Here is a 25651-nt window from a genome sequence, read left to right on the forward strand (position 1 = left end):
TCTTAATAAGAAGAAACTCATGATTCAGAATAAATACGACTCTAAAGCAAGACAAGAATCTTTTAAGACTGCTTCATCCTCTATAAGCAGCACTATCGCATCTAAAAAGCGATCCCACCTCAGTGCTAGCGTAATTTTTGCTTTTAGCGTCTTGGCTACTACTGCGCAGGCTGATACAACGACTGCTGAAGATTACCGCTCACCTGCTGCAGTCGATGCAAGTGCGCCAATTGCTGCCTTATCTAAACTGACCAGCTTAGACGATGACAAACCTTTAAAAGTCACTGTACCGACCATTCAACAGTTTAAGACCAAGTCTGGCGTACCTGTCATGTTTGTACAAACGACCACCTTGCCAATTGTCGATGTGGATTTGCGTTTTAATGCTGGTAGCGCGCGTGATGGTAGTATCAAAAAGGATGGTTTTGGTATTGCTAATATGACAGCGACGATGCTCGAACAGGGCTCAAAAAGTCTAGATGAAAACGCATTTACACGTGCAGTGGAAACGTTGGGCATCAATCTAAGCAGTAGCGCCTATAAGGATATGTTTATCGTTTCACTGCGTAGCTTATCTGATGACAAGCATCTCCTGCCAGCCATTGATTTAATGACACAGATGGTAAGTGAGCCTACGTTTGACGAGCAAGTTCTAGCACGCAATAAAGCAAGACTGTTGGTAGGCCTGCAGCAACAAAAACAAGATCCCAATAGCCTAGCAAGTATCGCTTTCAATGATGCTTTGTACGGTACTCACCCTTACGCGCATCCATCAGTCGGCACGCTAGAAAGCGTTCCTATGATTGAGAAACAACAACTGATAGACTTTAAAAACAAATATCTAGTGGCAGCAAATGCATCTGTTGCTATGACCGGCAACCTGACATCAGAACAAGCCAAAAAACTGGCAGAAGACATCACTGCTAAATTGCCTACTGGCCAAGCTGCCACTGATTTACCTGAGCCGAAGCCGCTGACTAAAGCGCAGCACGTTCATATTCCATTTCCAAGCACTCAAACCACTGTACTCATGGGACAGCTGGGTAGCAAACGGGCAACTGACCCAATAGCACAGCAGCAGCAGACCAACTTTGCTGTTGGAAATGAAGTCATGGCAGGCAGTGATTTTAATGCGCGGCTAATGACTGAGGTGAGACAAAACCTTGGCTATACTTATGGAATTTCGGGATCGATGAACCCAATGCTCTCTCGAGGCCCCTATCAGATTGGTTTTTCGACACGTAATGACAAGGCGCGTGCGGCCATTGATGCAAGCTTAGCGGTTATCAACGAAACGCTGGACAAGGGTATCACCAATGAGGAGATGCGCTTAACTACAGATAATTTGAAAAACAGCTTCCCAATGGGATTTGCGAGCAATGCTGGTATTAATGGCTTACTCGGAATGATGAATTTTTACCAATTGCCGAATAATTACTTAGCTGACTATACCAATCGCATTGATCAAGTCACACTTTCAGAGGTCAATCAAACCATGCGAGATACGCTAAAGCCTGATAACTTTTTAATAGTTACGGTTGGGCAAGAAGATCCGTGGAAAGAAAAGAAAGCGGCAAAGAAAACCAGTAAGAAATAAATCGCTAGGAAGCCATTTTAGAAATGATAAGGCTTATTAATTTTGTGGACGTATTATGAGTGGTAAAAGATACTGCTCATAACATCTACTTTGATATCTGAGCGGCTATAATCTTTAAATAAGAAGTAAAATATTAGGAATGCTTAGTATTAGGAGTGCTTGGCATCAGAAATTTTTAGCGCAACATCATAGACAAAATGCTCAGGCTTATGAGTAGCCCCGTTATAGCTCAAACGGATAACGTGCTTGTCATAAGACGTCACCTTATAATTACCATTGGCAAAATTATGTAGCGTCGGCACAATTAATAGCGCTTCTATTTGACGGTTATCTACTTTAACATTGAGGCGCTGACCCTCTCGCGGATATAAGAAATAATCACAGTAGTCATTTACCATGACCTCTGATATACGTTCAATGACCTGAGCACCTGTTTCTTCTTGAATTAGTTTGGGACAGACATCAGAGCGCTTAGAGGCCAAACGAGCGTAAGAGTTTTTGATACTATCTTCTATCTCTTTAGAGCTTTGTATATGTCTATCAGCCTTATCCATCACTATCATATTGTTTTCAGAGGACATCTCTGTACTACACGCACTAATCAGTAATACCGACATAAGTGCAGAAATAAACAAAGCACCATACTTATAGTTCGAGTGCAAAAAACTTTGCTTTTCGTTATTTAATTTATGATAGTTTTTCATTGTCGAGCGCTGATTTTTCATAGTTTTCGCTTAAAGTAAATTTGGTGGTTTTCTTTATAAGCCATGAAAATATAAAGGCGATTGATAACACATATTATTAAAGCATAGTTTTTAAAGACCGAACAAATTTTTAATGAACTCATGCGTCTAACCTATCAATCCTACCAAATAATTACAAAATTATTATTTTTAGTAAACACCGGAATAGTATATATAAAAATGAATATATATCTAGCGTTATCTCGGCTAACTTTATAATTATTTGAATTTTCGATTCTTGGCAGGTCAACTAATAACGGCAAGAAGAAGAACTACTAGCGTGATTAAACCCCCATTTGCGATAACCATCAGTATCTAAATGAATAGCCCCTGTCGCATATAATCCTAAGCCAAAGCTATAAGACTGTCCTTGATACTGCCAAAACTGACATAATCCATCATGCATGGTGCTCAAGCGCCATAAATTGTCTTCGTACTCAGGTACCCAGATATCGATAGCACTTGCATTCATATGCTTACTACCGTCTGCCCCGCCTGCACAATCGTTCAAACCTGGGTTACGATATACCGAACGTATCTCACTGCTGAGTGGTAAAATGCCTTGGTTTTTCAACTCACTATAAAGGCGCAATGTTGGTACAATGTTAGACCATAGCTCTTGAGGTGGCAGCTGATACGGCTCATACCCGCATTTACTCCAACTACGGGCAGTCGTCAGCAGTTGCGACAATGGCGGTACATTCTGCGACCCGACTCGTACGCTGAGATAGCGTTCGTACTCTGCTACTTGTCTAGCACGATAGCTATTGCTATTTAACCATGCGTTAAAGTCCATACTCATAGAATCGTTATAAGCACCATTATAGGTGTTGTTTGCTGTACTATAAGTAGTACCGCGTCTCACTACATTCACACGTTTGTTTTCTTCAATGGACAACCTAGCATCAATCTCGAAATCACGCTGTTTTTGTACAATCAAGTTTTGCATACTGTCGCCATTTGATGCACTCGCACCACTCAACATGGTGACACCAGGACGCTGATATGAGCTGTTGGTAGAAGGCGTTATATACGCATTACTGTTATTGCTTGTACTGCTACTTTGACGTATTTGAATACGGCGTTCACTATCATCACTGATAATAACGGCATGAGCACTGACACTGCCAGCACATAGGATAAGGGTAATAATAGGTTGGCAAATTTGCCTATACGCATGGGTTTTTGATTTTATCATTGCAAGAAACTACCGCTAAAAACGTTTTATCGATACTATCAAATTTTCAACAAGCAGGCTAAACTATCGCTTCTAATTTGAAGTCCAATATTGATAATTAACACTTATCCTTACAACTTTTATAATTGAGTGACTTTATTATTATTTGTGAATTATATAGCCATTGCGTGCACGCATATTTTTATTAAAGTCGGTACTTTTAAGTACGCTTCTCATCATTATTTATAATGAAATAATTTAGTTAGTACTTCCCTCCTACACCAATTGTTAGCCAAATTCTGCCTATGTCTTCTAACCCGCAATATCGTTTTTCACGTCAGAGCCATCATTTGGGTCAAGGTCATGCACCGACACTATGGCAACGCATTCATATCGACCCATGGTTAACTTTACTGTTATTGACGGTTTGTTGTATCGGTCTGACGATTCTATACAGTGCCGCAAGCCAAGATATTGGTATGGTCATTCGCCAAATGGTCAGTTATGGGGTGGCATTCGCTGTAATGTTTACTATGGCGCAGATACCGCCTAGTCTCTATCGTACTTTCACACCCATATTTTATGTCTTAGGACTTATATTATTGGTATTGGTAGATATTATTGGTGAAGTACGTATGGGTGCTCAGCGCTGGATCAATTTGCCTGGGTTCGGTAGTGTGCAGCCTTCAGAGTTCATGAAGCTTGGCATGCCAATGATGTGTGCTTGGTTTTTGTCTAAGCGTGATTTGCCACCGTCAGCGTCTAGCATTGCTATCACCTTGGCATTGATCATTGTACCAGTGCTATTAATTGCTAAAGAGCCCGATCTTGGTACATCACTGCTGGTCGCTGCTAGCGGCATATTTGTGCTTTTCTTAGCAGGCCTTTCATGGCGATTGATTTCTGCTGCTGTAATTTTGGCTGTGCCGTTTATTGCTTTTGCTTGGAACTTTTTACTCCACGACTATCAGCGTACGCGAGTCTTGACACTCCTTAATCCTGAAGCAGATGTACAAGGTGCTGGGTGGAACATCATTCAATCGAAGACAGCCATTGGTTCTGGTGGTCTTACTGGAAAAGGCTATCTAGAAGGCACACAGTCACACCTACATTTCCTGCCAGAAGGCCATACTGACTTTATTATTGCCGCCTTCTCTGAAGAGTTTGGTTTGCTAGGCGTGATGCTGCTGATGTTCATTTATTTCTGCCTTTTATCACGTGCCTTATATATCGCTTTCACCCATCCTGATGTTTACAGCAGATTGTTGGCTGGTGCTATCGCCATGTCTTTCTTTGTTTATATATTCGTCAATGTCGGCATGGTTGGCGGCATTTTGCCTGTCGTAGGTGTTCCACTACCATTCATTAGTTATGGGGGTACGGCTATCGTCACTTTGATGGCAGGATTTGGCCTACTCATGTCTATCCATACACATAAATCCGGCTAATTTGTATCAGGTACTTTCTGTATAATTCGTCTTTCGAGTAAGTCGTTGTAATAATTATGGTAGTACCATTAAGATAAATTGTATTGTACTACTAATGATTCGATAAAAGACAATGAGCCATAACGCGAAGAAAAGTTTTATTCTTCGCGTTATGGCTTTTTTATTTTAATGCTCTTCATATAATGTATGTTCATATAGATAACAATAATAGTTACAAATCTGAAATAATTGTTCGTTTTAGCGCCCATTATTTTTACTAGAAAATTGACGTAATTTCCGATATTAGTTAACCATCTATAAGTTCAGAAAGATTTTATTCCTTGTTTTTTACAAAAAATTGCGTTAACCTCGTTTTACTGTACTCTGATACATAACCCGTACATAGCTACTAATAAACTTTGCATTTAAATATATTTAGGTTGTAGCGTAGCCGTATAGTTAGCATCTTGTAGATTCCAGACTTTCAAATACACTACTTAATTAACGGTTTGATAACATAGCGATACGCGATGTCCTCTGAACCCTTTATTAACGTAGCATTCTAATGAAGTTTGTATATCGCACATCATGTAAATACGACATATAGTGACATTGTCACTCAGTCCTGATTTTGGACTTTGTATTCAATGCTTATCGCTAACTATCATTTAAGCGTATCGTCAGTCACTTTAGCTCTATTTCTGCTGAACACTGATGATAATGAAATGAAAAATTACCATATATTAACATCTATAAGAGCCACTCATTAATCAATATGAAAACAAGAGATTAATGCCATGCTCAATCTAAAATATTTAGAGTTAGGTTTTGATGTATAAGTTATAGAGGTATTTATGAACAAGCGTTTATCTGGTTTACTTACAATGTCAGCAATGTTATTTGCTAGCTCTGCAGTCGCTACCAATGCAAATGCTGTAGAAGCAAAGACCACACTTGCTATGATTTCGCAAGATAACGCCTCCCACATTGACCGTGTACTTGGTGAACTAAGCCGTCAGCATGATGGTGCATCAAGTTTGGTAAAGTCAGCTCGTCAGCCGACTTCATTGGCACTTAGCAGCTCATTGTTAGCCAATGATACGACACAAGTTACCAATGATGAAGATGTATTAGAGCGCTTAACAGCTGTTGCTTCTAACTCTGTCAGTAAGTTCAAGCAGACTGGCCTTGCGTCTTGGTACGGTCGTAAGTTTCATGGTCGCAAGACTGCCAGTGGCGAAACTTTTGATATGAATGGTTTAACTGCAGCGCATCGCTCATTGCCATTGAACTGCTATGTCAAAGTTACTAACAAGACTAATGGTAAAAGTGTCGTGGTAAAAGTGAACGATCGCGGCCCATTCCATGGTAACCGTGTATTAGACTTATCTTATGGTGCTGCCAAAAAACTCGGTATTACGAGCAAAGGCGTGGGTAACGTTGCTATCGAACGCGTTGCAGGACCTTAATTTTAGGTATCAGTTTTAAAGATCAATAATATTGCTAGCCTATATAGCAAAAAAAGCCTAACTAATCATTAGTTAGGCTTTTTTTATGGTTTATATTTATCGCTTTAGGCTCATAGTAGCGACTAAGCTACTCAAAACAAAGTACTACTAATTCTATATACCTTATAACTCAAAGGCGCTTTCGATGGCATCATCGAGTCGCTCAACAGCAATCACATTGATACCCTTAAACTGAGGCGCATCTTTAGCAGGTGCATTGGCCTTTGGAATGATGGCATGCTTAAACCCATGTTTCATCGCTTCTTTTAGGCGCTCTTGTCCATTAGGTACTGGGCGTATTTCCCCTGATAGACCAACTTCGCCGAACACGGCTAATGAAGATGGTAACGCTTTCTCTTTAATACTTGAAGCACAGGCCAACAGTACGGCCAAATCAGATCCTGTCTCTATGACTTTGACGCCGCCAACGACGTTGACATAGACATCTTGTCCACTGGTATGTATCCCGCCGTGACGATGCATCACTGCTAGTAGCATGGATAAACGTTGGAAGTCTAAACCCAGTGCCATTCTTCTAGGCGAACCTTGTGAATCATCGACCAAGGCCTGCACTTCTACTAGTAACGGCCTTGTACCTTCACGACTGACCATGACAACTGACCCAGCAACAGGTTTGTCATAACGACTTAAAAATATCGCTGATGGATTAGCGACTTCTTTGAGCCCCATATCAGTCATACCAAAGATGCCCAGTTCATTAACCGCACCAAAGCGATTCTTGACCGCACGAATCATACGAAAACGCGAGTCAGACTGGCCTTCAAAATAAAGTACGGTATCAACCATATGCTCCAATACTCGCGGACCCGCTAGCGTACCTTCTTTGGTTACATGTCCTACTAAAAATAGCGCTGTCCCTGTTTGCTTAGCATAGCGAGTCAAAATCGCAGCAGACTCTCTAATTTGACTGACACCACCTGGCGCAGAGTTAATAGCGTCCGTATAAATCGTCTGGATAGAATCAATAATAGCGATGGCTGGCTGCTCTTGCGTTAATGCAGCACAGATAGTTTCTACGTTAGTTTCGGCCAACACACGCAGTCTATCAGCAGGCAAGTCTAATCGTTTGGCTCGCATGGCTACCTGTGCAAGCGACTCTTCACCCGTCACATATAGTGCACTACCTGCCAGTGAATCCGCCCGTGCCATATTGGTCGCCGTTTGCAGCAAGATAGTTGATTTACCAATACCCGGATCACCACCGATTAACACCACAGAACCTGCCACTAGTCCACCGCCGAGTACGCGATCAAACTCACTGATACCGGTTGGTAGGCGCGTGTCGAGCGTCACACTTACTGCATTAAGCGGCATGACAGCACTGTGAGTGCCAGAATAGTTACCAGCTGGTGCACTGGTACCACGAGTAGCAGCTCGTGCGTTATTAGGCTTCGCGGTGCTTTTATTGTGATGTGGCATACTGACATTTGGGGCTTCGACCAAGCTATTCCATTCCCCGCAATCCGTACACTGCCCAGCCCACTTACCAAAATGCGCACCGCAATGCTGACAGACATAGCTGCTTTTATTTTTTGCCATAGCTTATAAGCCTTATTCAGAGGATCAATCGAGAATAATGAAGAAAGTACTGTCACGCTTTATAGGCGCTGATTCAAAAATATTTATTATGATAAGTCAGCCATTGGTTTTGCAAGCTGTACTTGAAAGAGGATAATGTTAATTGTAGAGATATTAATTATAGATATAAGTAGTAACTGGCTTATAAGCTCTATATAAAATAGTGTTAACCAGTTCTATTAGTTAATTAGAAATTACAAAGTTATTATTATGAATTTTACGTAGCGTTTGGAAAGTGGAATGCATAGGAAGTAAGGAAAATCCATACCAGCATAACTCTACTTTAACGGCACCTTTTTGTTTTGAGCGCACTATATGAAATAGAGTATGAGATAAGGGATTTAACGCTCTCACTTATACTTGAAAGTCTTTACCTAGATAAACAGATTTTACTAAATCATTTTCTAACACTTCAGCTGAAGTACCTTCTGCAATGATAGCGCCTTCTGATACGATATAAGCCTTTTCACAAATAGCCAATGTATCTCGGACATTGTGATCAGTGATTAAAACGCCAATGCCACGATTTTTCAATGTCAAAATAACGTCTTTAATATCACCAACAGAGATAGGATCTACCCCTGCAAAAGGCTCATCCAATAAGATAAACTTAGGATCAGCGGCTAATGCTCGCGCAATCTCACAGCGTCGACGCTCACCGCCTGACACGCTCATACCCTGAGACTTGCGCACATGTTCTAAATGGAACTCGCCAATCAACTTTTCAAGCTCTTGCTGCTGTTCAACTTTACTTAATTCTGTACGAGTCTGTAGGATAGCTAAAATATTATCTTCGATAGACAATTTACGAAAGATTGATGCCTCTTGCGGTAGATAGCCGATACCCGCACGCGCTCGCTCGTGCATTGCGTATTTAGATAAATCCATTTTACCTAGCGTAACGCGGCCCTTATCCATATTGACCAGTCCCACCACCATATAGAAGCTTGTCGTTTTACCAGCACCGTTAGGCCCCAACAGTCCGACGACTTGGCCCTGTTCGACAGAAAATGAAACGTCTTTGACTACCCAACGCTTTCCATAGCGCTTGCCTAAATTTTGCATAGTCAATCGAGCGACAGGCGCCGTATTGGTATTTGATGCCGATAGGTCTAGATTTTTATCATCGCTCATAACTTACTCTTACTTTCACAAAATTTAAGCATTGCTAAAGGCAGACTTATTTACTCATAGCCTGTTTATTTGGATTAACGTACGCCACTTTGGTTTGTACCATTGTTAGGCGGGAATACCAATTCAACGCGCTGATTACCACCAGCGGTTGCTTCAACATCACCTGCTTTTAGGCTATAACGAATGACGTTACCAGCGAAGCTTGCACCATTTTGAACCAGTTTTGCATTGCCAGTTAGCGTAATAATCCCAGACACTGCGTTGTAATCAATCTTATTAGCCTGCCCTTTTGCCAAGCCCTTTTCTTGCGTGACTACTTGCTGCATAGTCGCTGGACGGCCAGTTGCTACCGCTGAGTTAATGCTACGCTGCTGAGAAAGATTGACCGTAATATTATCGGCCGTCATCTTAAAAGTACCTTGAGTAATAATGACATTACCTGCATAACTGGTCACGCCGGTACGCTCACTATAAGTGGCTTTGTCCGCTAGCAGTTTAATCTGCTGATTAGAATCTGATGGCAACGCGTGACTATATAGTGGTAGCGCCAATAACATCACCATTGGCAGTGCGCGCAATTTGTGCAAGCAGAGTGATGATGCGCGTAAAGTAGGCAAAAATTTAAGTTTCATATAAATAACTCATTTCATAATAGGTGGTAGGATTTGCAAACTTTATGCTAGCTGCTATTTTTTAACACAGTGAATAAGAAGTACTTTGATTAAAATAATGCTTTGTCTTGGCGTTCAGATGGAGAAAAGGCAACAGCCACTTGACCAAATTCGTACTCACCCGTCTCAAGATTGGCCGTCATACTAGAGGCTTCAAATCGATTCATGCCTTGTTCGATTTTCACAGGCGCGTCACTGTATACTTTGCCTGATTTCGTATTACCTTTTAGCGTACTACCAGTCACTTTTATCGGTTCGATATCAGGGGTACTCTTATTGCCTTCGCTCACCAGTGTAAATCCACCTGATAAACTAAGCTCCCCTGTCTGTTGACTAATAGCTGCACTGCCCGCTTGAATACGATAACGTTGCTCTGCAGATGGCTCCCAATTCATGGTAATGCCTGACATTTCATCCTGATTGGTCTCAGGATTATGTGTCAAAGACTCAGCGGTAAGCTCGTATTCGGTTTCACCTTGTTCATTGGTCTGTACGGCTTTAATATCGGTAGCTTCATAATCGACATCTGTCGTTTCAATATTGACTGGCGGCGTTACGTCGCCTTGCTGCTGAAAAAACCAACCCGCGATACCAGCAATAATTAAGGCTAATACAATTAATACACGTGTATTCACGACTGTTTATCCTGAGTTTGCGCCTCATCAAGCGTGTAATGCGCGATAAAGTCTTGATAATGTCCATGACCTTTTAAGATAAGATCACATATCTCGCGCACCGCTCCAGTACCGCCAGCACGAGTCGTTACCATGTCACTGCGCTTGATAACTTCAGCATGCGCATTAGGTACGGTTGCTGCAAATCCTACTGTTTGCATCGCCTTAATGTCTGGTAAATCATCGCCCATATAGGCACAGTCAGCAGCAGTGATATTCAGGGAAGGATCTAGAGAAGATAGCAGCTCGTTTAGCGCAATTAATTTATCATCACGGCCTTGCACCACATGGTTGACGCCCATTTCTGTTGCGCGCTTGTTCACCATTGCACTACTACGGCCGGTAATAATGGCTGTCAAAATACCGTAGCGTGCTAACGACTTAACACCCACACCATCCTGTACGGAGAACGCTTTGGTCTCAACACCGTTAGCATCATAGATAATTTGACCATTGGATAAAATACCATCGACATCCATGACCAATAGTTTTACTTGTCCAGCTTTCTGTATCAAGTCCTGCATTATTTGTCTCTTTTTAATATTTATTTTCGAAGCGTTATTCTATATAGCTTAACTATTTCAACGGCAACTCACAAACCTTATTTGACCCCAGCTTGCAGCAAATCATGCACGGTAATAATAGCTTCTAAACGATCTTCATCATCAATGATCAATAACTGGCTAATACCACTCTCATTCATGACGCTTAGCGCATCTGACGCACGCATCGTTTTACTGATATGGCGTGGATTGCTAACCATTACTTCTTGCATTGGCGTTTGTAGATCGATGCCTTTTTCTAACCCTCGGCGCAAGTCACCATCTGTGAATACGCCGACGACCTTATTAGCATCATCAGTCACTACTGTCATGCCCAGTCGTCCGGCAGACATAGTAAACAGAGCTTGTTGCAATGGGGCCTGCTGATGAATCAAAGGCAAGTCCTCTGAGTTCGTATGCATCAAATCTTCAACACGCGTCAATAGCTGACGACCCAAGGCACCAGCAGGATGCGATAATGCAAAATCTTCAGAAGTGAAGTTACGTGCGTGTACTAAAGCAACCGCCAATGCATCTCCGAGCGCTAAAGTAGCTGTCGTACTGGAGGTAGGCGCTAAATTAAGCGGACAAGCCTCTTGCGACTGACCAAGTGTCAATACAATGTCAGCTGCTCGTGGCAACATACCGCGTTTATCACGACTGATACTAATGAGAGGAATATTTAGATGCTTAACAACTGGCAGTAGCATCTTGATTTCATCTGACTCACCTGAGTTTGAAATAGCAAGTAGCACATCACCTTTTACAAGCATTCCCAAGTCGCCATGTCCCGCTTCACCAGGATGCATAAAAAAAGCAGGCGTACCAGTTGAGGCAAAGGTCGCTGCAATCTTGCGTCCAATTAGTCCTGACTTACCCATGCCTGTGACTACCACTCGACCCTTACAAGTCAGAATGATGTCACATGCTTGTGCAAATCTGTCGTCAATCTGCTCTGTTAGCAGTGCTAACGCAGATATCTCTGTATTAATGGCCTCGATAGCAGTGGTAATAAATTGCTCATGGGTTAAGTTGTTTTTGGTATCACTCATGAATCCGCTCTATTTTTATAATGAATCAATACTCTATTTTACTACACTATGTTTCATATTAGTAATGGTCTACAAAATCTACACTAATATAGTGCTTCATACTGAATAAAGAGCTTGCTGCTATCTATACAAAAAAAACCCACTATATCAGCAGGTTTTAAACGAATAAATCATGTCTTAATATTTTTTTCAGACAACACGCTCGATTAGGGCAATACGTTAGCTATTGCTATCATTAGAACCATCGTTTGGCTTATCTTCAAAGCCTGTATTATCTGCTGTGGCATCAAACCCACGATCTTGACCAAAACCACCACGCTCAAATCCGCGCTCTTGACCTTGACCGAAGCTACCGCGTTCAAAGCCGCGATCCTGACCTTGGCTAAAACCACCACGATTGAATCCACTGCGACTCGATGCAAAACCACGTTCTTCAAAGCCGCCAGCAGCAGGGTTGCTACCACGTTCAAAGCCACCGCCTTGATATCCAGTCGGTGCTGCGCTCTGAGGCTGAGCACTTGTACCTGTCGTCGTACTACTACGCGGGTTACGCGCTGGCACGACTGTTGAAATGGCATGTTTATACACCATTTGGCTCACTGTGTTTTTCAGGAGAACAACATATTGATCAAATGATTCAATTTGGCCTTGTAGTTTAATGCCATTTACCAAAAAAATAGAGACAGGAATGCGGTCTTTGCGCAGCGAGTTCAAGAACGGATCTTGTAAAGTTTGTCCTTTTGACATGAAATCTCTCCTAAATATTATATAGTTATGTTTTGAGTGCCAATTATTTTAAGTGTTAATTTAATTATAATGGCTAAAAGGTAGATACAATAAGGTGTTTTCTTTATAAAACGTATCTAAATAAATATTCGTTGCTCTTAAGTGATTCCACTTTATCGCGAATACGTTATTATTGTAAATAATTAAGTAACTAGTTGTTTCGTTAATACTTTCTGTCTACAAAAGTTTATAGACCAGACATCATAACAATGCTCAAAGCACTGAGCCAAATTATAACAGCTATCTATGTCAATTTTTGAAACTAATTGTGTTAGCTATTATTACACTTTAAGACAAGTACTCTCGTGCTTCGGCCATGATTTCAAACGTTTGTAGTATCATACGACTGCTAGTATCAGCCCCGCTCTCAAAGTCTGCTATCCCACTTGATGACGCACTGGGCAACTGCATTACCTTTCTTAGCCATGTGTACTGACGTTTTGCTAGCTGTCTTGTAGCATATAATGCCTTATTTTGCATTTCCTGACAAGCAAGCGCCTCGGTCTCTTGGCTAGCCATGTTTGGTTGAGCAACTAACTGAGCAACGTTATCTGTGATTTCTTTTTTTCCGTTGACAGCTGTATGCTTTCCAAAAGCTTCATAAAATTGAGTTTTATCCAGATGAGTCTCATCAAATATCGGATGATCAATATGCACCAAGTATTCTAGTACTTGCCTGTAACCCACACATCGCATCGAAGGCATATTAGGCGTGAGCGGATACTTTTTTAGTAAGTCTATGACCTCAGTCACCAGCCCTTCATTCCACATGATATCTAGGCGTTGTTCGATACGATCATGTAGCCATAGACGATCTGGCATTACCGATAGCGCGTGCCACTGCTGATTCGGATTATGTGCCAATGCTTGCTTTGGCTTGCGCTGCCAGTCACTTATTGGAATATGTGTTTGTAGGTAGACCTCAACTGCTCGCGTGATACGCTGAGTATCAGTAGCATTCAAGCGCTCGTGACTTATAGAATCTATACTCCCCAAATAATCATATAGAGCGCTAATACCTTCCTCTTGACGCCACTGCTCTACGCGCGCCCGTACGCTGTCATCGCTATCGGGCACAGGAGACAACCCATCGAGTAGCGCCATGTAATACATCATGGTGCCGCCTACTAATAGTGGTATCTTGCCATTTCTATGACATTCGTCAATAAGACGGGCAACGTCACTGACAAACTCAGCCACGCTATAGCTTTGCATAGGATCAATGATATCGACCAAATGATGTGGATAACGCGCCAACTCAGCCGCTGTTGGCTTGGCTGTGCCAATATTCATATCACGATATATCAGCGCTGAGTCCACTGAGATTAATTCAAAACGACCTGTATCGTATAGCTCGTACGCCAGTGACGTCTTGCCGCTAGCAGTTGGTGCCATAAGACAAACCACGCTATTATCCGCCAGCTTGTGAGAGATGCTATCAGACGAATGTTGCATAAAGTGGCCTTTCATAATATATGGATAACTCGGATATCGATTGGTTTAATTGCTTTAAGATATTGTAATTATTTTCAGATATTCAGGATAGCATTAGCTTTACTAAGCGATAGCTATCTATCGTCTTGATAGAATTGTTCATGATTATTTCAGTAAGATCATTCACGAAAACCATTGAATCCTGTGCAGACATTTGCGTATTGACACTAATAAGTTGCTGATTAATCTCAGTAGCACTGTTTGGCAATTTATCTTTTTTGAATACTTGCTGACTAGAGGTAAGTGATTCAAATAACTGGCTTACTTTAAACTGCCAATCTTTAGCACTTATCAGTACACACTGCCCTTGGTGATAAAATAACAGCCAAGGTAGACTTATATCATCTGTGTTTGAGTCCATATCCATAGCTTCTATATCGTTAATGATATCTAAGCAAATTGGTAAAAATGCAGAGGTAGCTGCTCCATCAGAATAATATGAAGTGCTGTTGTTACTGTTGTTACTTTGGTCTGATCGCTCATTGATATGAGGTTGTACTGATTCTTGCCATGAAGAATTATTTGAAGATAATGGGTTTGCAGTAGTCTGATAAGACTCCTTATTAGACTCTACTTTATTATATCGCTTTGGGTTGTTGGTAGGCTGACTACTCGAAATAGGTATTTCAGCCGAACGACTTGAAGAAGCATTATTATTTGCCCGTTCCGTAGATTTGTATTGACTGTCAGTTTCGGTCGTAGCTACGGACGCAGATGCAGAATCAATTCCAAGCCCAAACTTAGCTACATCGATCGTTTTCAACTGCGCACGAACTGTATGGCCTAAGTGCGCCATAATATTATTCAATGGACTGATTTTGATACGTTGTTTAGATGGATGTACATTGATATTTAACCATTGAGTTGGTAAATCAAAATACAGTGCGTACCCCATACCTGCTAGCTGTGCACCTTGTGCCAGTTGACGTATTTGATTGCTAATCAACGCTTCTTTTACCAGTCTGCCATTTACATAAATCAGCTTTGGTAAGTCAGATTTTTCATAATGCAATGGCCATAACCAACCACTAATCGCTGCTTGATTAGCATTGCTACTATCATACTCTACAGACGACTGTATCAGACTCGACAAATCTATCGATATTGCTAATGCATTATCTGTCAATGCCATACCAGTCGCTTGTTCCAACCGCGGTAGTGGCAAACGACTGTCATTGTTACCACTAATACTCGTAGCACTTGCAGATAATGATAGCCGCTGTTTATTGTCATGGTAAAGTGTCAAAGCAATATCGGCACGCGCCAGTGCGACTTCTCGAACGATGGTTTCGATATGACCGAATTCAGTAGCAATAGATTTTAGGTTGCCACGGCGGGCAGGCACATTGAAATATAAGTCTTTGACTATGATTGTTGTGCCGCGGTTATGAACAACTGGTACCAGTTTTGGTGTGTCATCTAATACGCCAGCGACCTGTAATTGACGACCGATACCGCTCTCATCATGACTACTGGTTAAGGTTAAACGCGAGACAGCAGCCATCGCCGCTAACGCCTCACCACGAAAACCCAACGTCGTAATACCATGTAAATTAGCAACGTCAGCAACCTTACTAGTCGCATGACGAGTGATGGCCATGACCATATCATCAGGGTGAATGCCCACCCCATTATCTACTACCTCAATCAGGCCCATACCACCTTGAGTGATGCGCACCTCAATACTAGTCGCACCTGCATCAATGGCATTTTCCAGCAGCTCTTTGACCACCGCTGCTGGACGTGTCACCACCTCACCTGCTGCTAATTGATTGATCAGCAACGGCGATAGTTTTTTGATGCGAGTATTAGGGTGATTATCTGGCATGGATAGATGTCATATTTTTGGAAAGTAGCGATTGGTGTAATTTAGATATTCGTTTAGATGATAAGTTGCGATAGATCCAAGCCCTGCGCTTGACCTGCCTTTGACAGTCTCAACTGCACTTGGCGAGCTTCAGTGCCGTTATCATCGCTGACACTTTGAGTCATATCGATGAATAACGTGGGCGGCGGAAGATAGCTATCAGCACGGCTAGCCCATTCGATGATGACTAATGCTTCAGGCTCATCTAGATACTCATCAAACCCAATAAAAGATAGTTCTTCTGGATCTTGGAGACGATATAAATCTGCATGATAAACTGGCTTGATTGAACCATCTTTTCGCTGAATACTATAAGGCTCAACCAAGGTATAGGTTGGGCTTTTTACCGCACCTGTATGACCAAGCGCTTGTAACCAATAACGCGTCAATGTCGTTTTACCAGCGCCCAAGTCCCCTGCCAGCCACACGCTACCTGTTAGCGGCAATGTCGCTAATTGCTCAGCCAATGATTGAGTATCTTGCTCAGAGTTTAATATCAGAGTCTTTAAGTATTTGCCATTTTCTATAGATTGACCATCACACATCAGACTGAACCTGCTTGTACTTGCTCTGTCTGTACCTGCATGGTCACAGTTGGATTGGTAAAGCTTTCACCACGAATCAGCTTGGCATATAGCTCAGAGTCAGTCCACTCAGCACGAACCTGCTCACTAAATTCAAAGTCTTCTAAGACCAGTTTACCCATTTGATCGTTTGCAACATCATCAGCAAAGCACTGCGCATACCCTGTCGCCGTCTCGTGAGCAATTACTGAGTACACGCTGACATCTGCTTCACCATTTTGCATTTGTGTCTGACGTAGTATTTCTTGCGCCCAAAAGAATATCACTCGTGAAAACTGCTCTGCCGATGGTGAAACTGGCAAGCTTATCCAACGTGCGCTAAATTTCTTACACGCTGCGACATACTCAGGATCATCTTTGTTCCAAAAACAAATAGCATGATCAAAGCTATCAATAATGTCTTTGATGGAAGACTTTAATAGACCAAAGTCGTAAACCATTTGCCCATGGTCTAAACGAGTGGCCTCAAGGATTAGCTCAATCTGATAGCTGTGGCCATGAATCGAGTGCTTACAACGCTCAGAACTACAGTTACGAACGATGTGAGCATTTTCAAATTTGAACAGTTTACGAATACGCATAATAATTTGACCAAAACAGTAAGCACTATGGTGCTAAATGTTAATAAATAAGAATTTGCCGCGTTTATGAATCGGTTTATGACGCATTATAGCAAATCGCCATGTATCCGTAAGTAAGCACTTATTAATACAATGATTGATTGAACGAATCAATTGATAGACTAGGACTAACCTTATTGGATTTGCTCGTCATTCTGCGCAAAGAACACTTAGCGAAAACCATAAAGAATTTGAATGATAATTGAATCGTAGACGAATTGTGCGAGCGCTATCTATTACTAAAGCTTAAGCCTATACTCTATTCAGTAAACAGCTATGTTAGCTGTATTCACACTGTCTTGAATTCGCTTAACTTGGCGTCAAGAGTAGTGTGCTGTAAAAAAGGAAACGATGATGAGCAAAGGTCAAGATAGTAAGAAGAACGTTAAGAAAAAGCCCCTTTTGACTGCTAAAGAGAAGAAAGCTGCCAAACAAGCCAAGAAAGACGACAACGGTAGCATCTTAGGCAAACATTAATAATCAATATATTAATATATTAATATACCAATCCGACCTAGCCGTTTGATTGGTATTTTTTTGATTCGTCATTGACTTTTAGCTAAGTACTGCCTTTAATTAAGCTTAGGTTTTGATTAAGCTCCGCGCGGTGCAAACATAATAATCGCCATTCCTAATAGCGCCACTATCGATCCCACTATGTCCCACATAGTTGGCCGTATACCATTGACCGTCCACAACCACAAAATCGCCATACATATATAAACACCACCATATGCAGCATAGACCCTGCCCGCCGCAGTCGGATGTAATGACAGCAGCCAAACAAACGCGACCAAACTCAGCGCACCAGGTAACAGCAGCCAGATTGACTTGCCTTCTCGCAGCCATAAATAAGGCAGATAACATCCTACAATCTCAGCCAATGCAGTAAGCGCAAATAACCCAACCGTCTTTAGTTCTGTCAAAAATCACTACTCCTCATCTACTACTGTTCTAACCTGCTAAAACCAGTTAGGTATTGTACGGCATTCCCCAAAATAATCACCCTATCTCTGTCACCTCTTATAAAAGACTATTTTGTCTAACATTACAGTAGAAATCACAGTAAAATCTATCATAACAAACAAACCTCTTAGATAACTGTCTATCGAGGCCATACCGACATTGTAAACAGGAAGTTAGCATCATGATGCGTATTGGATTATTTTTATTAACCAACTTAGCAGTGATTGTGGTATTTAGTATTGTGTTTGGTATTTTATCGAGGTTTTTTGGCATCGGTGGTGTGCACAGCGCAGGTGGTCTTAACTACATTAGCCTTGCTGTTATGTGTGGTATCTACGGTATGGTCGGCTCGATGGTGTCGCTATTTATATCAAAGTGGATGGCTAAAAGATCCACTGGTACGGTAGTCATAGAATCGCCACGCACCGCTACTGAGCAATGGTTAGTTGATACAGTCTCCAAACAAGCGCGAGCCGTAAATATCGGCATGCCTGAGGTTGGTATTTTCAATAATTCACAGCCAAATGCCTTTGCGACTGGCTGGAATAAAAATAAAGCGCTGGTAGCGGTTTCGTCTGGTCTATTGCAAAACATGAATCAAGATGAAGTCGAAGCCGTATTGGCGCATGAGATTGGCCATGTGGCGAACGGTGATATGGTAACCCTTGCCCTCATTCAAGGGGTCGTAAATGCCTTTGTAATGTTCTTTGCACGTATTGTAGGCAGTTTAGTTGACCGTACTGTGTTTAAAAACACCAGTGATCGCCCAGGTATTGGGTACTTTATTACCAGTATCGTAATGGATATCTTACTTGGGTTTTTAGCGTCTGCAATCGTGATGTGGTTCTCACGCTTACGTGAATTCCGTGCGGATCAAATGGGCGCAAAACTTGCTAGCCGCGAAAAAATGATCAGTGCGCTTGATGCGTTGCGTCCCTCTGCACAGCGACCAGATCAAATGCCTGAGAGTATGAAAGCGTTTGCAATTTCGTCTGGGCAGACTCAAGGATTTAGTATTGCCAATCTATTTCGCTCACACCCAACGCTTGATGACCGTATTGCGGCGTTGAGAGAATATAATCCGAGTGAGGTTTGATGTGTGCACCTTACTGGACTTTTAATCGCGGCAACTGCCCTACTTGTTGTCGCTTTATATTTGATTAAGCGTGGCGAATTGTTAACTAAACATAGCACAAAGCATAGTCATAATTTTTTATAATTTAAAATCTATAATTACTTGCGCTTTTCGACAAACTCTTGAGCAAACTTCTTGTAGATTCGAATAAGTATTTAAGAGATTTTCAGTTATACGCTGATGATTAATATCAGATAAACTTGAGTCAAACGTAAGTTTTGAACTTTCTCTAGCATTTGACACTTCTTGATTATAAATATTTAAAGCAGTTTTAAATTCATAAATCTTACTTTGTAGCTCTATTGGTAGACGAGAAATTTGCACTGAATTGCTATCAAGTAATATAGTTGAATGCCACTTCAAATTAAGATTTGAACTTTGGTTTCTAAAATAGGTAACTATTTCGTTAAAGTCTGTATCATCGGCTTGAAGCAATGATTCTATACTATTAATAATGTTATCCGACGCATCTTCACCTTCATATTGAATGAGAAAATTTTTTACCTCGCTCAGATATTCTCGGTTAAAACTTCCGTATCTCTGGGCTATGAGATATCCTGCTAAGCAGACATGAAACTGCAAATGTAATAGCTCAGACTTTGCAGCGATAAGGAATTTTTTATTATCATAGCGATCTTTGATAATATTGATTATTGTAGGACTTAGCAACCCTAGAACCCAGCCTAAGATAATGTATAAAGTCTCTATATAACCCTCCTTAATATTTAATAGTCTATATTTTACATATTAGCGCCGTAGGGTGCGCACACCCTGTTTATAACAAAAAAAACGCTCAATCACAATAGATAATAGCAAGAGTGTAATAACACCACTAGCCTCTATTTTTCATATGATCAGACATAAAAAAAGCCTATCTATAGAAGATAAGCTTTTTTATTGGATCGAACCTGCTAATTAAATATCAAATTCAAGCGCTCTATCACCTTCGCTATCTTTAATACGCGTTGGTAGACCAATCTTATTTAGTAGATTGATAAATGGCTTGGCATCTAGCTCTTCGACGTTGACCATCTTGCCTGCATCCCATTCGCCAGTTGCGACCAGTATCGCAGCAGCAACAGGTGGCACACCTGCGGTATACGAAATCCCTTGGCTACCAACTTCATTGTAAGCATCTTTATGATCTGAGACATTGTAGATAAATACTTCAGTCTCAACACCATTGATCTTGCCTTTGACTTTGTCACCGATGCAGGTCTTGCCTGTATAGTTCGGTGCAAGTGAGCTTGGATCTGGTAGTACTGCTTTAACGACTTTTAGTGGTACCACTTCTTGGCCTTCAGCAGTCATCACTGGCTGCTCAGACAATAATCCTAAGCTCTGTAGGACAGTGAAGACATTGATGTAATGCTCACCAAAACCCATCCAAAAGCGAATGTTTGGCACATCTAGATTGGCTGACAATGAATGCACTTCATCATGACCACTTAGATAGCTGTTCTGTACGCCCACAACTGGCAAATCGTCCGTACGTTTGACTTCAAACATTTTATTAGACTGCCACTTGCTGTCTTGCCAAGAGTAAACCGTACCGGTGAACTCACGGAAGTTAATCTCTGGGTCAAAGTTGGTCGCAAAGTACTTACCATGGCTGCCCGCATTGATATCAATGATATCGATATCCGTCACAGATCCTGCATCCATCATGTCATAGCCAAGACGCGCGTAGGCGTTGACCATACCAGGATCAAACCCTGCACCTAAAATGGCAGTGACATTGTTGTCTGCACAGCGCTCTTTACGTTGCCACTCATAGTTGTTGTACCACGGCGGTGTCTCACAAATCTTACGCGGGTCTTCATGAATAGCCGTATCTATGTATGCAGTACCTGTCTCAATGCAGGCTTCTAGTACGGTCATATTGATAAATGCCGAACCAACATTGATGACTATTTGTATTCCAGTGTCTTGTATCAGCTGCACGAGTGCTTGGCTGTCCATCGCATTAACTTGATGCGTATGCAAGACCGCAGCCTGCTTAAAGCTGTCTTTTTCTTTTACACTTTGGGCAATGGCATCACATTTGTCTTTTGTACGTGAGGCGATATGAATCTCACCAAGTACATCATTGTGCATCGCGCATTTATGCGCGACCACTTGAGCGACACCGCCTGCTCCGATGATCAGTACGTCTTTTTTGTTGGGCTTAGCTTGTTGGTTTGTGTTCAATGAACAATCCTCCTTTGTGTCCCTGTCGATACCATTGATAGCGGCTATGCAAAACAGAAACGAGTGAATGATATGCGTGAATTAAAAAGGAAGACCGAGGAAAACCCACGCACCCGTCGGGCAAATAATACTCCATTATTTGCCCGACGCGATTATAACAATTTTTATTCCCTTATCGGTAAAAAATATGTATAAAAAGTAGAGATATCAAAATATCTACTAATACAGGTTAAGTATTTGTTTTTTAATAATTAAAATACAAATACCCGACAATAGCATAGTCTTAAAAGCTAAGGCTTAAGATAGGCTAGCTTTATAATCTTGATAATCAAACTCACGCTGGATATCGATACTGCCATCTAATCGGCGGATGACTATCGCTGGCATGTTGACACCGTTGAACCAGTTTTTCTTAACCATTGTATAACCAGCAGCATTGCCAAAGGCAATCTGATCGCCTATCTGAAGATTACTCGGTAATGCATATTCACCAAAGATATCACCTGCTAAGCAAGAACGACCATAGATAATGGTATGGTCTGCCGACTCAGCATTAGCTTTAGACGGTGCAGCTTCTGCAGGATTACCAATAGGTGCAATATCGGCAGCTGTATGGTTAATCGCAGCAATCGGTGCTGACTCACGGTAAATTAGTAGATCAAGCATGTGTGCTTCAATAGAAGCATCAACGACGGCTAGGTTTTTTTGATTGTGCATGGTGTCTAACACCGTCGTCACCAAAGTACCTGCGCCGTGAATACTCGCTTCACCTGGCTCAAGATAGACTTGTACACCATAAGTTTCGCTAAAGGCTTTCAAACGTGCAGCTAGCTTCTCTAATGGATAATCAGGCGCGATAAAGTGGATACCACCGCCCAAACTCACCCACTCAAGCTGCGCTAAGATATCACCAAATCTTTCTTCGATATCAGCCAAGCTTTCGCTAAAGGCTTCAAAACTGTCATTTTCACAATTGTTATGAATCATGACGCCAGTGATGTCGCCAAGTACCGCTGCGATTTTATCTTTATCATGTTCACCAAGACGGCTAAATGGACGCGCAGGATCAGCGATCAAAAACGATGAGTTGCTGGTCTTTGGATTGAGTCGTAGACCTACAGGTATATTTTGCGCGGCGGCTTGCGCTTTAAAAGCGTTGAGCTGTGAGATTGAGTTAAAGATAATTTTATCCGCATAGTTCAATACTTCAGGGATTTCATCTGCACTATAGGCGACGCTATAAGCATGCGTTTCTTTTTTATCGCTGCTACTGGCATCATCGTTATTGCCAAAGGTCTCATAGCCCAATCTGACTTCGTTAAGTGAAGACGAAGTCGTGCCATGCAGATAAGGCTGCATCACATCAAACACGCCCCATGTGGCAAAGCATTTTAGTGCTAATAATGCTTTTGCACCAGACAGCTCACATAGCCTAGCGATGATTTTCATGTTGGCGACGATGGCCGCTTCATCAAGCACGTAGTAAGGCGTTGGTGGCAATGCCTCGTTGATAGAATTCTCTAGATTTTTTGCATTCATAATAGATTACCTAATAGACACTCTGCTGTTGGTATCTTGACAGACAGATATAAATATTTGCGCTATAGTAGACTAAATTCATCATAATTAGAATATCTTATGGCACTCTCAACCGATTATTCCACCTCAGCCAGTCGATCCCATTCATCACAATTGGATCCGAAAAACATAGATTTGACTTATCTAGATCCTAATGCGCGCGCCGTGTTGGATTTTTGGTTTGATAAAAACAATGAAGCGTACTGGTTTGAACAAAACGATCGTTTTGATAAGCAGATACAGGATAAGTTTGGCGACATTTGGCATGCAGCAAAACAAGGCGAATGTGTCACTTGGCGTATCGCAGAGTCTTCATTAGATGGTAATAGTTCGATAACGGCGTTGGCAGGACGCTTGGCAGAAATTATTGTGCTGGATCAGTTTTCACGCAATTTATGTCGTGGACAAGCAAGTGCATTTGCGCAAGACGGTATGGCGTTAGCACTCGCCCAAGAAGCCATTCAACAGCCTTATTTTGATACTCTACCGATGCAATGGCGTAGATTTATTATTATACCGTTTATGCACTCTGAATCGGCCATGATTCATAAACGTTATCTACCGCTATTTGAACAATTAGATGATGCAAATACATTAGATTTTGAACATCGTCACAAAAAAATTATCGAACAATTCGGGCGATACCCACATCGAAATGAGGTACTAAATCGCGACTCAACCGAAGATGAAAAGAACTTTTTAAAACAGCCTAACTCATCGTTTTAGGCTAGACTCCTAGTATTGTATGAAGATAATTAAAGTTATTACAAAAAAAATCATCACATAAAAAGAAGGTCTGAATCATATCACTGGTTCAGACCTTCTTTTTAACGGCAAATATTTAGAGAGTATTAAATATTTATTAGTAATTTACCTTACCAGTAGTAAACGTAAATGACTGCTGCTCTAATGTTTTATCGTCAACCAAAATATCAAAGCTGACCTTATACTTACTATTGCCATAAAGTCCACAATTACCACCTTCATTACTACCTGATTCACAGCTTTTCAGCGCATCCGTTAATGGCAAAATAAATGCTTCATTTGTTGGTAGCGCATAACTCGTACCTTTGTACGGATCATTGTCAGAATCAAGTAATTGAATAGGCACATCTATATTGCGCTGCACATCTCGGAATTTAATGTTACTCACTTTAACTTTATCAGCGGATGGCATGTTGATATAAACTGGCTGTCCGATAGGATCAGTACGCAAATTGCGCCCAGAGCCTCTGACTGGATTTGGGGTTTCGTTATAAAGTGCAGTAACTGTCCCGCTCACATCTTGACATGGGTACGTAAAAACACCTTCCAATGTTTTATTTGCCGTGGTTTTTGTCCCTGCAGCATTGCTTACCAAAACATAGCCTTTGTTGTTAGCAGCATTTTTACTACTAGGCGTATAGGTAACCACTCCTGTTCCTACTACGCCTGAGGTTGGCAACATTAAAGAGCGTAGATGATAGGGCGCTGACAACAAAGACTTTGCCATAGAGCTTGCCACGGCTTCTGTACTCAAAAAATTGCCTGCCGAACTGTAATATACAGACTGGGCAATGTTTTCAGTGACACCATATTGAGAGTTGCCATAGTCCGCATTGATCAATCGATCTGCCAGATCTAATCCACTGAAAAAAGGATTGTTAGAACCTGTCACACTAGCAATATCGCTGATTTCATTTTCAAAATGCGCGTTAAAGCTGGTTGGCGAGCTATTAGCAAATACATATTTAATATAATTTGCGTGCTGAATAGCAATATCATCTAGTTCTGTATCAACAGATAAACCATTTAGACCACAGCTGGTTCTTGCTAGACTGAACTGATTGTTCGCACTTAATGCTGCTTGTACATTGTTTTCAGCTGATCCATTGCCACCAGCGTTAGGAGCACCGCCACCTTGTTCAGTTGGTGTCGCTATAATCGGAGCAGAAATGATAGGTTCCGACGTTGTTGGCTGAGCTGTTTCATCACTTTGTGAGTTATCTGGTGTATTAGCAGATGTAGAACTGCTATCAGAATCACTGCCTCCGCCGCACGCGCTGAGAAATATCGTAAAGAATAGCACTGCCGCAAGATTTTTCTGAGAAGTATAAGAAGTCATCGCTCATCCTATAAAATAATAATCTGCTTGTGAAAAGCAATGAGAATAAAAATCAGCTACAGGGTGGTTAGTGGTTGATTTAACAGTGTTTTATTTCAATATAATATCTATTGTATTACAAATTATGAACTTTTGCTCATTATTTTGTAAAAAAACCTGCTACTCGTTGATTGCAAGTAACAGGTTTTTTTTAGGTCTATAAA

23 protein-coding genes and 1 pseudogene are annotated in these 25651 nt (G+C 41.4%); 6 read left to right on the forward strand and 18 right to left on the reverse strand.

What is annotated here, in order from left to right:
- The first annotated feature begins 19 nt into the window (after nucleotides 1-19).
- Nucleotides 20-1597, forward strand: coding sequence for a M16 family metallopeptidase (locus ACQKC9_RS01170; RefSeq protein WP_427620188.1), 1578 nt, complete (start codon nucleotides 20-22; stop codon nucleotides 1595-1597).
- 149 nt (nucleotides 1598-1746) lie between these two features.
- Here the strand turns inward: ACQKC9_RS01170 and ACQKC9_RS01175 are convergent, their stop codons facing one another.
- Nucleotides 1747-2322, reverse strand: a complete 576-nt coding sequence (locus ACQKC9_RS01175; protein ID WP_427620189.1) for a hypothetical protein — start codon at nucleotides 2320-2322, stop codon at nucleotides 1747-1749.
- A 268-nt stretch (nucleotides 2323-2590) separates the two neighbouring features.
- Nucleotides 2591-3538, reverse strand: a complete 948-nt coding sequence (locus ACQKC9_RS01180) for a D-Ala-D-Ala carboxypeptidase family metallohydrolase (protein WP_427620190.1) — start codon at nucleotides 3536-3538, stop codon at nucleotides 2591-2593.
- A 284-nt stretch (nucleotides 3539-3822) separates the two neighbouring features.
- On the opposite strand from ACQKC9_RS01180, the gene rodA reads away from it, so the two are divergent.
- Both rodA and ACQKC9_RS01190 read left to right on the forward strand, forming a co-directional pair.
- Complete coding sequence (rodA, locus tag ACQKC9_RS01185; protein WP_057760433.1) at nucleotides 3823-4965, forward strand: rod shape-determining protein RodA; 1143 nt, start codon at nucleotides 3823-3825, stop codon at nucleotides 4963-4965.
- 1106 nt (nucleotides 4966-6071) lie between these two features.
- Nucleotides 6072-6413 (forward strand): annotated as a pseudogene (locus ACQKC9_RS01190) (septal ring lytic transglycosylase RlpA family protein); the annotation flags it as partial.
- Between the two features lie 162 nt (nucleotides 6414-6575).
- Here the strand turns inward: ACQKC9_RS01190 and radA are convergent.
- The 11 genes from radA to ACQKC9_RS01245 all read right to left on the reverse strand — a co-directional run bounded on the left by radA (nucleotide 6576) and on the right by ACQKC9_RS01245 (nucleotide 17436).
- On the reverse strand, nucleotides 6576-8012 hold the full coding sequence (radA, locus tag ACQKC9_RS01195; protein WP_290176845.1) for a DNA repair protein RadA: 1437 nt from the start codon (nucleotides 8010-8012) through the stop codon (nucleotides 6576-6578).
- A 393-nt stretch (nucleotides 8013-8405) separates the two neighbouring features.
- The gene (gene lptB, locus ACQKC9_RS01200) at nucleotides 8406-9116 is read right to left on the reverse strand and encodes an LPS export ABC transporter ATP-binding protein (RefSeq protein ID WP_427620457.1); all 711 of its coding nucleotides are present in this window, start codon (nucleotides 9114-9116) and stop codon (nucleotides 8406-8408) included.
- A 143-nt stretch (nucleotides 9117-9259) separates the two neighbouring features.
- On the reverse strand, nucleotides 9260-9817 hold the full coding sequence (lptA, locus tag ACQKC9_RS01205; protein WP_057760441.1) for a lipopolysaccharide transport periplasmic protein LptA: 558 nt from the start codon (nucleotides 9815-9817) through the stop codon (nucleotides 9260-9262).
- Nucleotides 9818-9906: 89 nt separating this feature from the next.
- Nucleotides 9907-10491 carry an LPS export ABC transporter periplasmic protein LptC gene (gene lptC, locus ACQKC9_RS01210; protein ID WP_057760443.1) on the reverse strand — a complete coding sequence of 195 codons (585 nt, stop codon included), beginning with the start codon at nucleotides 10489-10491 and terminating at the stop codon, nucleotides 9907-9909.
- Nucleotides 10488-11054 carry a KdsC family phosphatase gene (locus ACQKC9_RS01215; protein ID WP_290176847.1) on the reverse strand — a complete coding sequence of 189 codons (567 nt, stop codon included), beginning with the start codon at nucleotides 11052-11054 and terminating at the stop codon, nucleotides 10488-10490. Before ACQKC9_RS01215 ends, lptC begins: the two co-directional genes overlap by 4 nt.
- Before the next feature lie 77 nt (nucleotides 11055-11131).
- Nucleotides 11132-12124: a KpsF/GutQ family sugar-phosphate isomerase gene (locus tag ACQKC9_RS01220; protein WP_427620191.1), complete on the reverse strand. Its 993-nt coding sequence runs from the start codon at nucleotides 12122-12124 to the stop codon at nucleotides 11132-11134.
- A 219-nt stretch (nucleotides 12125-12343) separates the two neighbouring features.
- Complete coding sequence (gene hfq / locus ACQKC9_RS01225; RefSeq protein WP_160022674.1) at nucleotides 12344-12871, reverse strand: RNA chaperone Hfq; 528 nt, start codon at nucleotides 12869-12871, stop codon at nucleotides 12344-12346.
- Between the two features lie 327 nt (nucleotides 12872-13198).
- A complete protein-coding gene (gene miaA / locus ACQKC9_RS01230) occupies nucleotides 13199-14365 on the reverse strand; it encodes a tRNA (adenosine(37)-N6)-dimethylallyltransferase MiaA (RefSeq protein WP_427620192.1) in 1167 nt (388 codons plus the stop codon).
- Between the two features lie 82 nt (nucleotides 14366-14447).
- On the reverse strand, nucleotides 14448-16232 hold the full coding sequence (mutL, locus tag ACQKC9_RS01235) for a DNA mismatch repair endonuclease MutL (protein ID WP_427620193.1): 1785 nt from the start codon (nucleotides 16230-16232) through the stop codon (nucleotides 14448-14450).
- Nucleotides 16233-16285: 53 nt separating this feature from the next.
- Nucleotides 16286-16816: a tRNA (adenosine(37)-N6)-threonylcarbamoyltransferase complex ATPase subunit type 1 TsaE gene (tsaE, locus tag ACQKC9_RS01240; RefSeq protein WP_427620194.1), complete on the reverse strand. Its 531-nt coding sequence runs from the start codon at nucleotides 16814-16816 to the stop codon at nucleotides 16286-16288.
- A complete protein-coding gene (locus tag ACQKC9_RS01245; RefSeq protein ID WP_102091507.1) occupies nucleotides 16816-17436 on the reverse strand; it encodes a 6-pyruvoyl trahydropterin synthase family protein in 621 nt (206 codons plus the stop codon). Before ACQKC9_RS01245 ends, tsaE begins: the two co-directional genes overlap by 1 nt.
- A gap of 393 nt (nucleotides 17437-17829) precedes the next feature.
- Here ACQKC9_RS01245 and ACQKC9_RS01250 point away from each other — a divergent pair, with 393 nt between their 5' ends.
- A complete protein-coding gene (locus ACQKC9_RS01250) occupies nucleotides 17830-17952 on the forward strand; it encodes a hypothetical protein (RefSeq protein WP_021815223.1) in 123 nt (40 codons plus the stop codon).
- 116 nt (nucleotides 17953-18068) lie between these two features.
- Here ACQKC9_RS01250 and ACQKC9_RS01255 read toward each other — a convergent pair whose 3' ends face one another.
- Nucleotides 18069-18401 carry a YnfA family protein gene (locus ACQKC9_RS01255; protein WP_427620195.1) on the reverse strand — a complete coding sequence of 111 codons (333 nt, stop codon included), beginning with the start codon at nucleotides 18399-18401 and terminating at the stop codon, nucleotides 18069-18071.
- Between the two features lie 221 nt (nucleotides 18402-18622).
- Between ACQKC9_RS01255 and htpX the strand changes: the two genes are divergently transcribed.
- On the forward strand, nucleotides 18623-19537 hold the full coding sequence (htpX, locus tag ACQKC9_RS01260) for a protease HtpX (protein ID WP_427620196.1): 915 nt from the start codon (nucleotides 18623-18625) through the stop codon (nucleotides 19535-19537).
- Nucleotides 19538-19654: 117 nt separating this feature from the next.
- Here htpX and ACQKC9_RS01265 read toward each other — a convergent pair whose 3' ends face one another.
- The 3 genes from ACQKC9_RS01265 to ACQKC9_RS01275 all read right to left on the reverse strand — a co-directional run bounded on the left by ACQKC9_RS01265 (nucleotide 19655) and on the right by ACQKC9_RS01275 (nucleotide 23305).
- Nucleotides 19655-20245: a hypothetical protein gene (locus ACQKC9_RS01265; RefSeq protein WP_427620197.1), complete on the reverse strand. Its 591-nt coding sequence runs from the start codon at nucleotides 20243-20245 to the stop codon at nucleotides 19655-19657.
- A 246-nt stretch (nucleotides 20246-20491) separates the two neighbouring features.
- The gene (locus ACQKC9_RS01270; RefSeq protein WP_427620198.1) at nucleotides 20492-21766 is read right to left on the reverse strand and encodes a saccharopine dehydrogenase NADP-binding domain-containing protein; all 1275 of its coding nucleotides are present in this window, start codon (nucleotides 21764-21766) and stop codon (nucleotides 20492-20494) included.
- 297 nt (nucleotides 21767-22063) lie between these two features.
- A complete protein-coding gene (locus ACQKC9_RS01275; RefSeq protein ID WP_427620199.1) occupies nucleotides 22064-23305 on the reverse strand; it encodes a carboxynorspermidine decarboxylase in 1242 nt (413 codons plus the stop codon).
- Nucleotides 23306-23404: 99 nt separating this feature from the next.
- On the opposite strand from ACQKC9_RS01275, the gene ACQKC9_RS01280 reads away from it, so the two are divergent.
- Nucleotides 23405-24070: a DUF924 family protein gene (locus ACQKC9_RS01280; RefSeq protein ID WP_427620200.1), complete on the forward strand. Its 666-nt coding sequence runs from the start codon at nucleotides 23405-23407 to the stop codon at nucleotides 24068-24070.
- Nucleotides 24071-24206: 136 nt separating this feature from the next.
- On the opposite strand, the gene ACQKC9_RS01285 is transcribed toward ACQKC9_RS01280, so the two are convergent.
- Nucleotides 24207-25448 (reverse strand): CAP domain-containing protein, encoded by a 1242-nt coding sequence (locus tag ACQKC9_RS01285; protein WP_427620201.1) that lies wholly within the window; start codon nucleotides 25446-25448, stop codon nucleotides 24207-24209.
- Nucleotides 25449-25651: the final 203 nt, after the last annotated feature.

It is taken from the genome of Psychrobacter sp. NPDC078409 (assembly GCF_050268505.1).
Taxonomy (GTDB): domain Bacteria; phylum Pseudomonadota; class Gammaproteobacteria; order Pseudomonadales; family Moraxellaceae; genus Psychrobacter.

Excerpts from the sequence above, each read along its gene's own strand:
- ACQKC9_RS01170 (WP_427620188.1), top strand. The coding sequence starts at position 20 with ATGATTCAGAATAAATACGACTCTAAAGCAAGACAAGAATCTTTTAAG.
- ACQKC9_RS01175 (WP_427620189.1), bottom strand. The coding sequence starts at position 2,322 with ATGAAAAATCAGCGCTCGACAATGAAAAACTATCATAAATTAAATAAC.
- ACQKC9_RS01180 (WP_427620190.1), bottom strand. The coding sequence starts at position 3,538 with ATGATAAAATCAAAAACCCATGCGTATAGGCAAATTTGCCAACCTATT.
- rodA (WP_057760433.1), top strand. The coding sequence starts at position 3,823 with ATGTCTTCTAACCCGCAATATCGTTTTTCACGTCAGAGCCATCATTTG.
- radA (WP_290176845.1), bottom strand. The coding sequence starts at position 8,012 with ATGGCAAAAAATAAAAGCAGCTATGTCTGTCAGCATTGCGGTGCGCAT.
- lptB (WP_427620457.1), bottom strand. The coding sequence starts at position 9,116 with ATGCAAAATTTAGGCAAGCGCTATGGAAAGCGTTGGGTAGTCAAAGAC.
- lptA (WP_057760441.1), bottom strand. The coding sequence starts at position 9,817 with ATGAAACTTAAATTTTTGCCTACTTTACGCGCATCATCACTCTGCTTG.
- ACQKC9_RS01215 (WP_290176847.1), bottom strand. The coding sequence starts at position 11,054 with ATGCAGGACTTGATACAGAAAGCTGGACAAGTAAAACTATTGGTCATG.
- ACQKC9_RS01220 (WP_427620191.1), bottom strand. The coding sequence starts at position 12,124 with ATGAGTGATACCAAAAACAACTTAACCCATGAGCAATTTATTACCACT.
- hfq (WP_160022674.1), bottom strand. The coding sequence starts at position 12,871 with ATGTCAAAAGGACAAACTTTACAAGATCCGTTCTTGAACTCGCTGCGC.
- miaA (WP_427620192.1), bottom strand. The coding sequence starts at position 14,365 with ATGCAACATTCGTCTGATAGCATCTCTCACAAGCTGGCGGATAATAGC.
- mutL (WP_427620193.1), bottom strand. The coding sequence starts at position 16,232 with ATGCCAGATAATCACCCTAATACTCGCATCAAAAAACTATCGCCGTTG.
- tsaE (WP_427620194.1), bottom strand. The coding sequence starts at position 16,816 with ATGTGTGATGGTCAATCTATAGAAAATGGCAAATACTTAAAGACTCTG.
- ACQKC9_RS01245 (WP_102091507.1), bottom strand. The coding sequence starts at position 17,436 with ATGCGTATTCGTAAACTGTTCAAATTTGAAAATGCTCACATCGTTCGT.
- ACQKC9_RS01250 (WP_021815223.1), top strand. The coding sequence starts at position 17,830 with ATGAGCAAAGGTCAAGATAGTAAGAAGAACGTTAAGAAAAAGCCCCTT.
- htpX (WP_427620196.1), top strand. The coding sequence starts at position 18,623 with ATGATGCGTATTGGATTATTTTTATTAACCAACTTAGCAGTGATTGTG.
- ACQKC9_RS01275 (WP_427620199.1), bottom strand. The coding sequence starts at position 23,305 with ATGAATGCAAAAAATCTAGAGAATTCTATCAACGAGGCATTGCCACCA.
- ACQKC9_RS01280 (WP_427620200.1), top strand. The coding sequence starts at position 23,405 with ATGGCACTCTCAACCGATTATTCCACCTCAGCCAGTCGATCCCATTCA.
- ACQKC9_RS01285 (WP_427620201.1), bottom strand. The coding sequence starts at position 25,448 with ATGACTTCTTATACTTCTCAGAAAAATCTTGCGGCAGTGCTATTCTTT.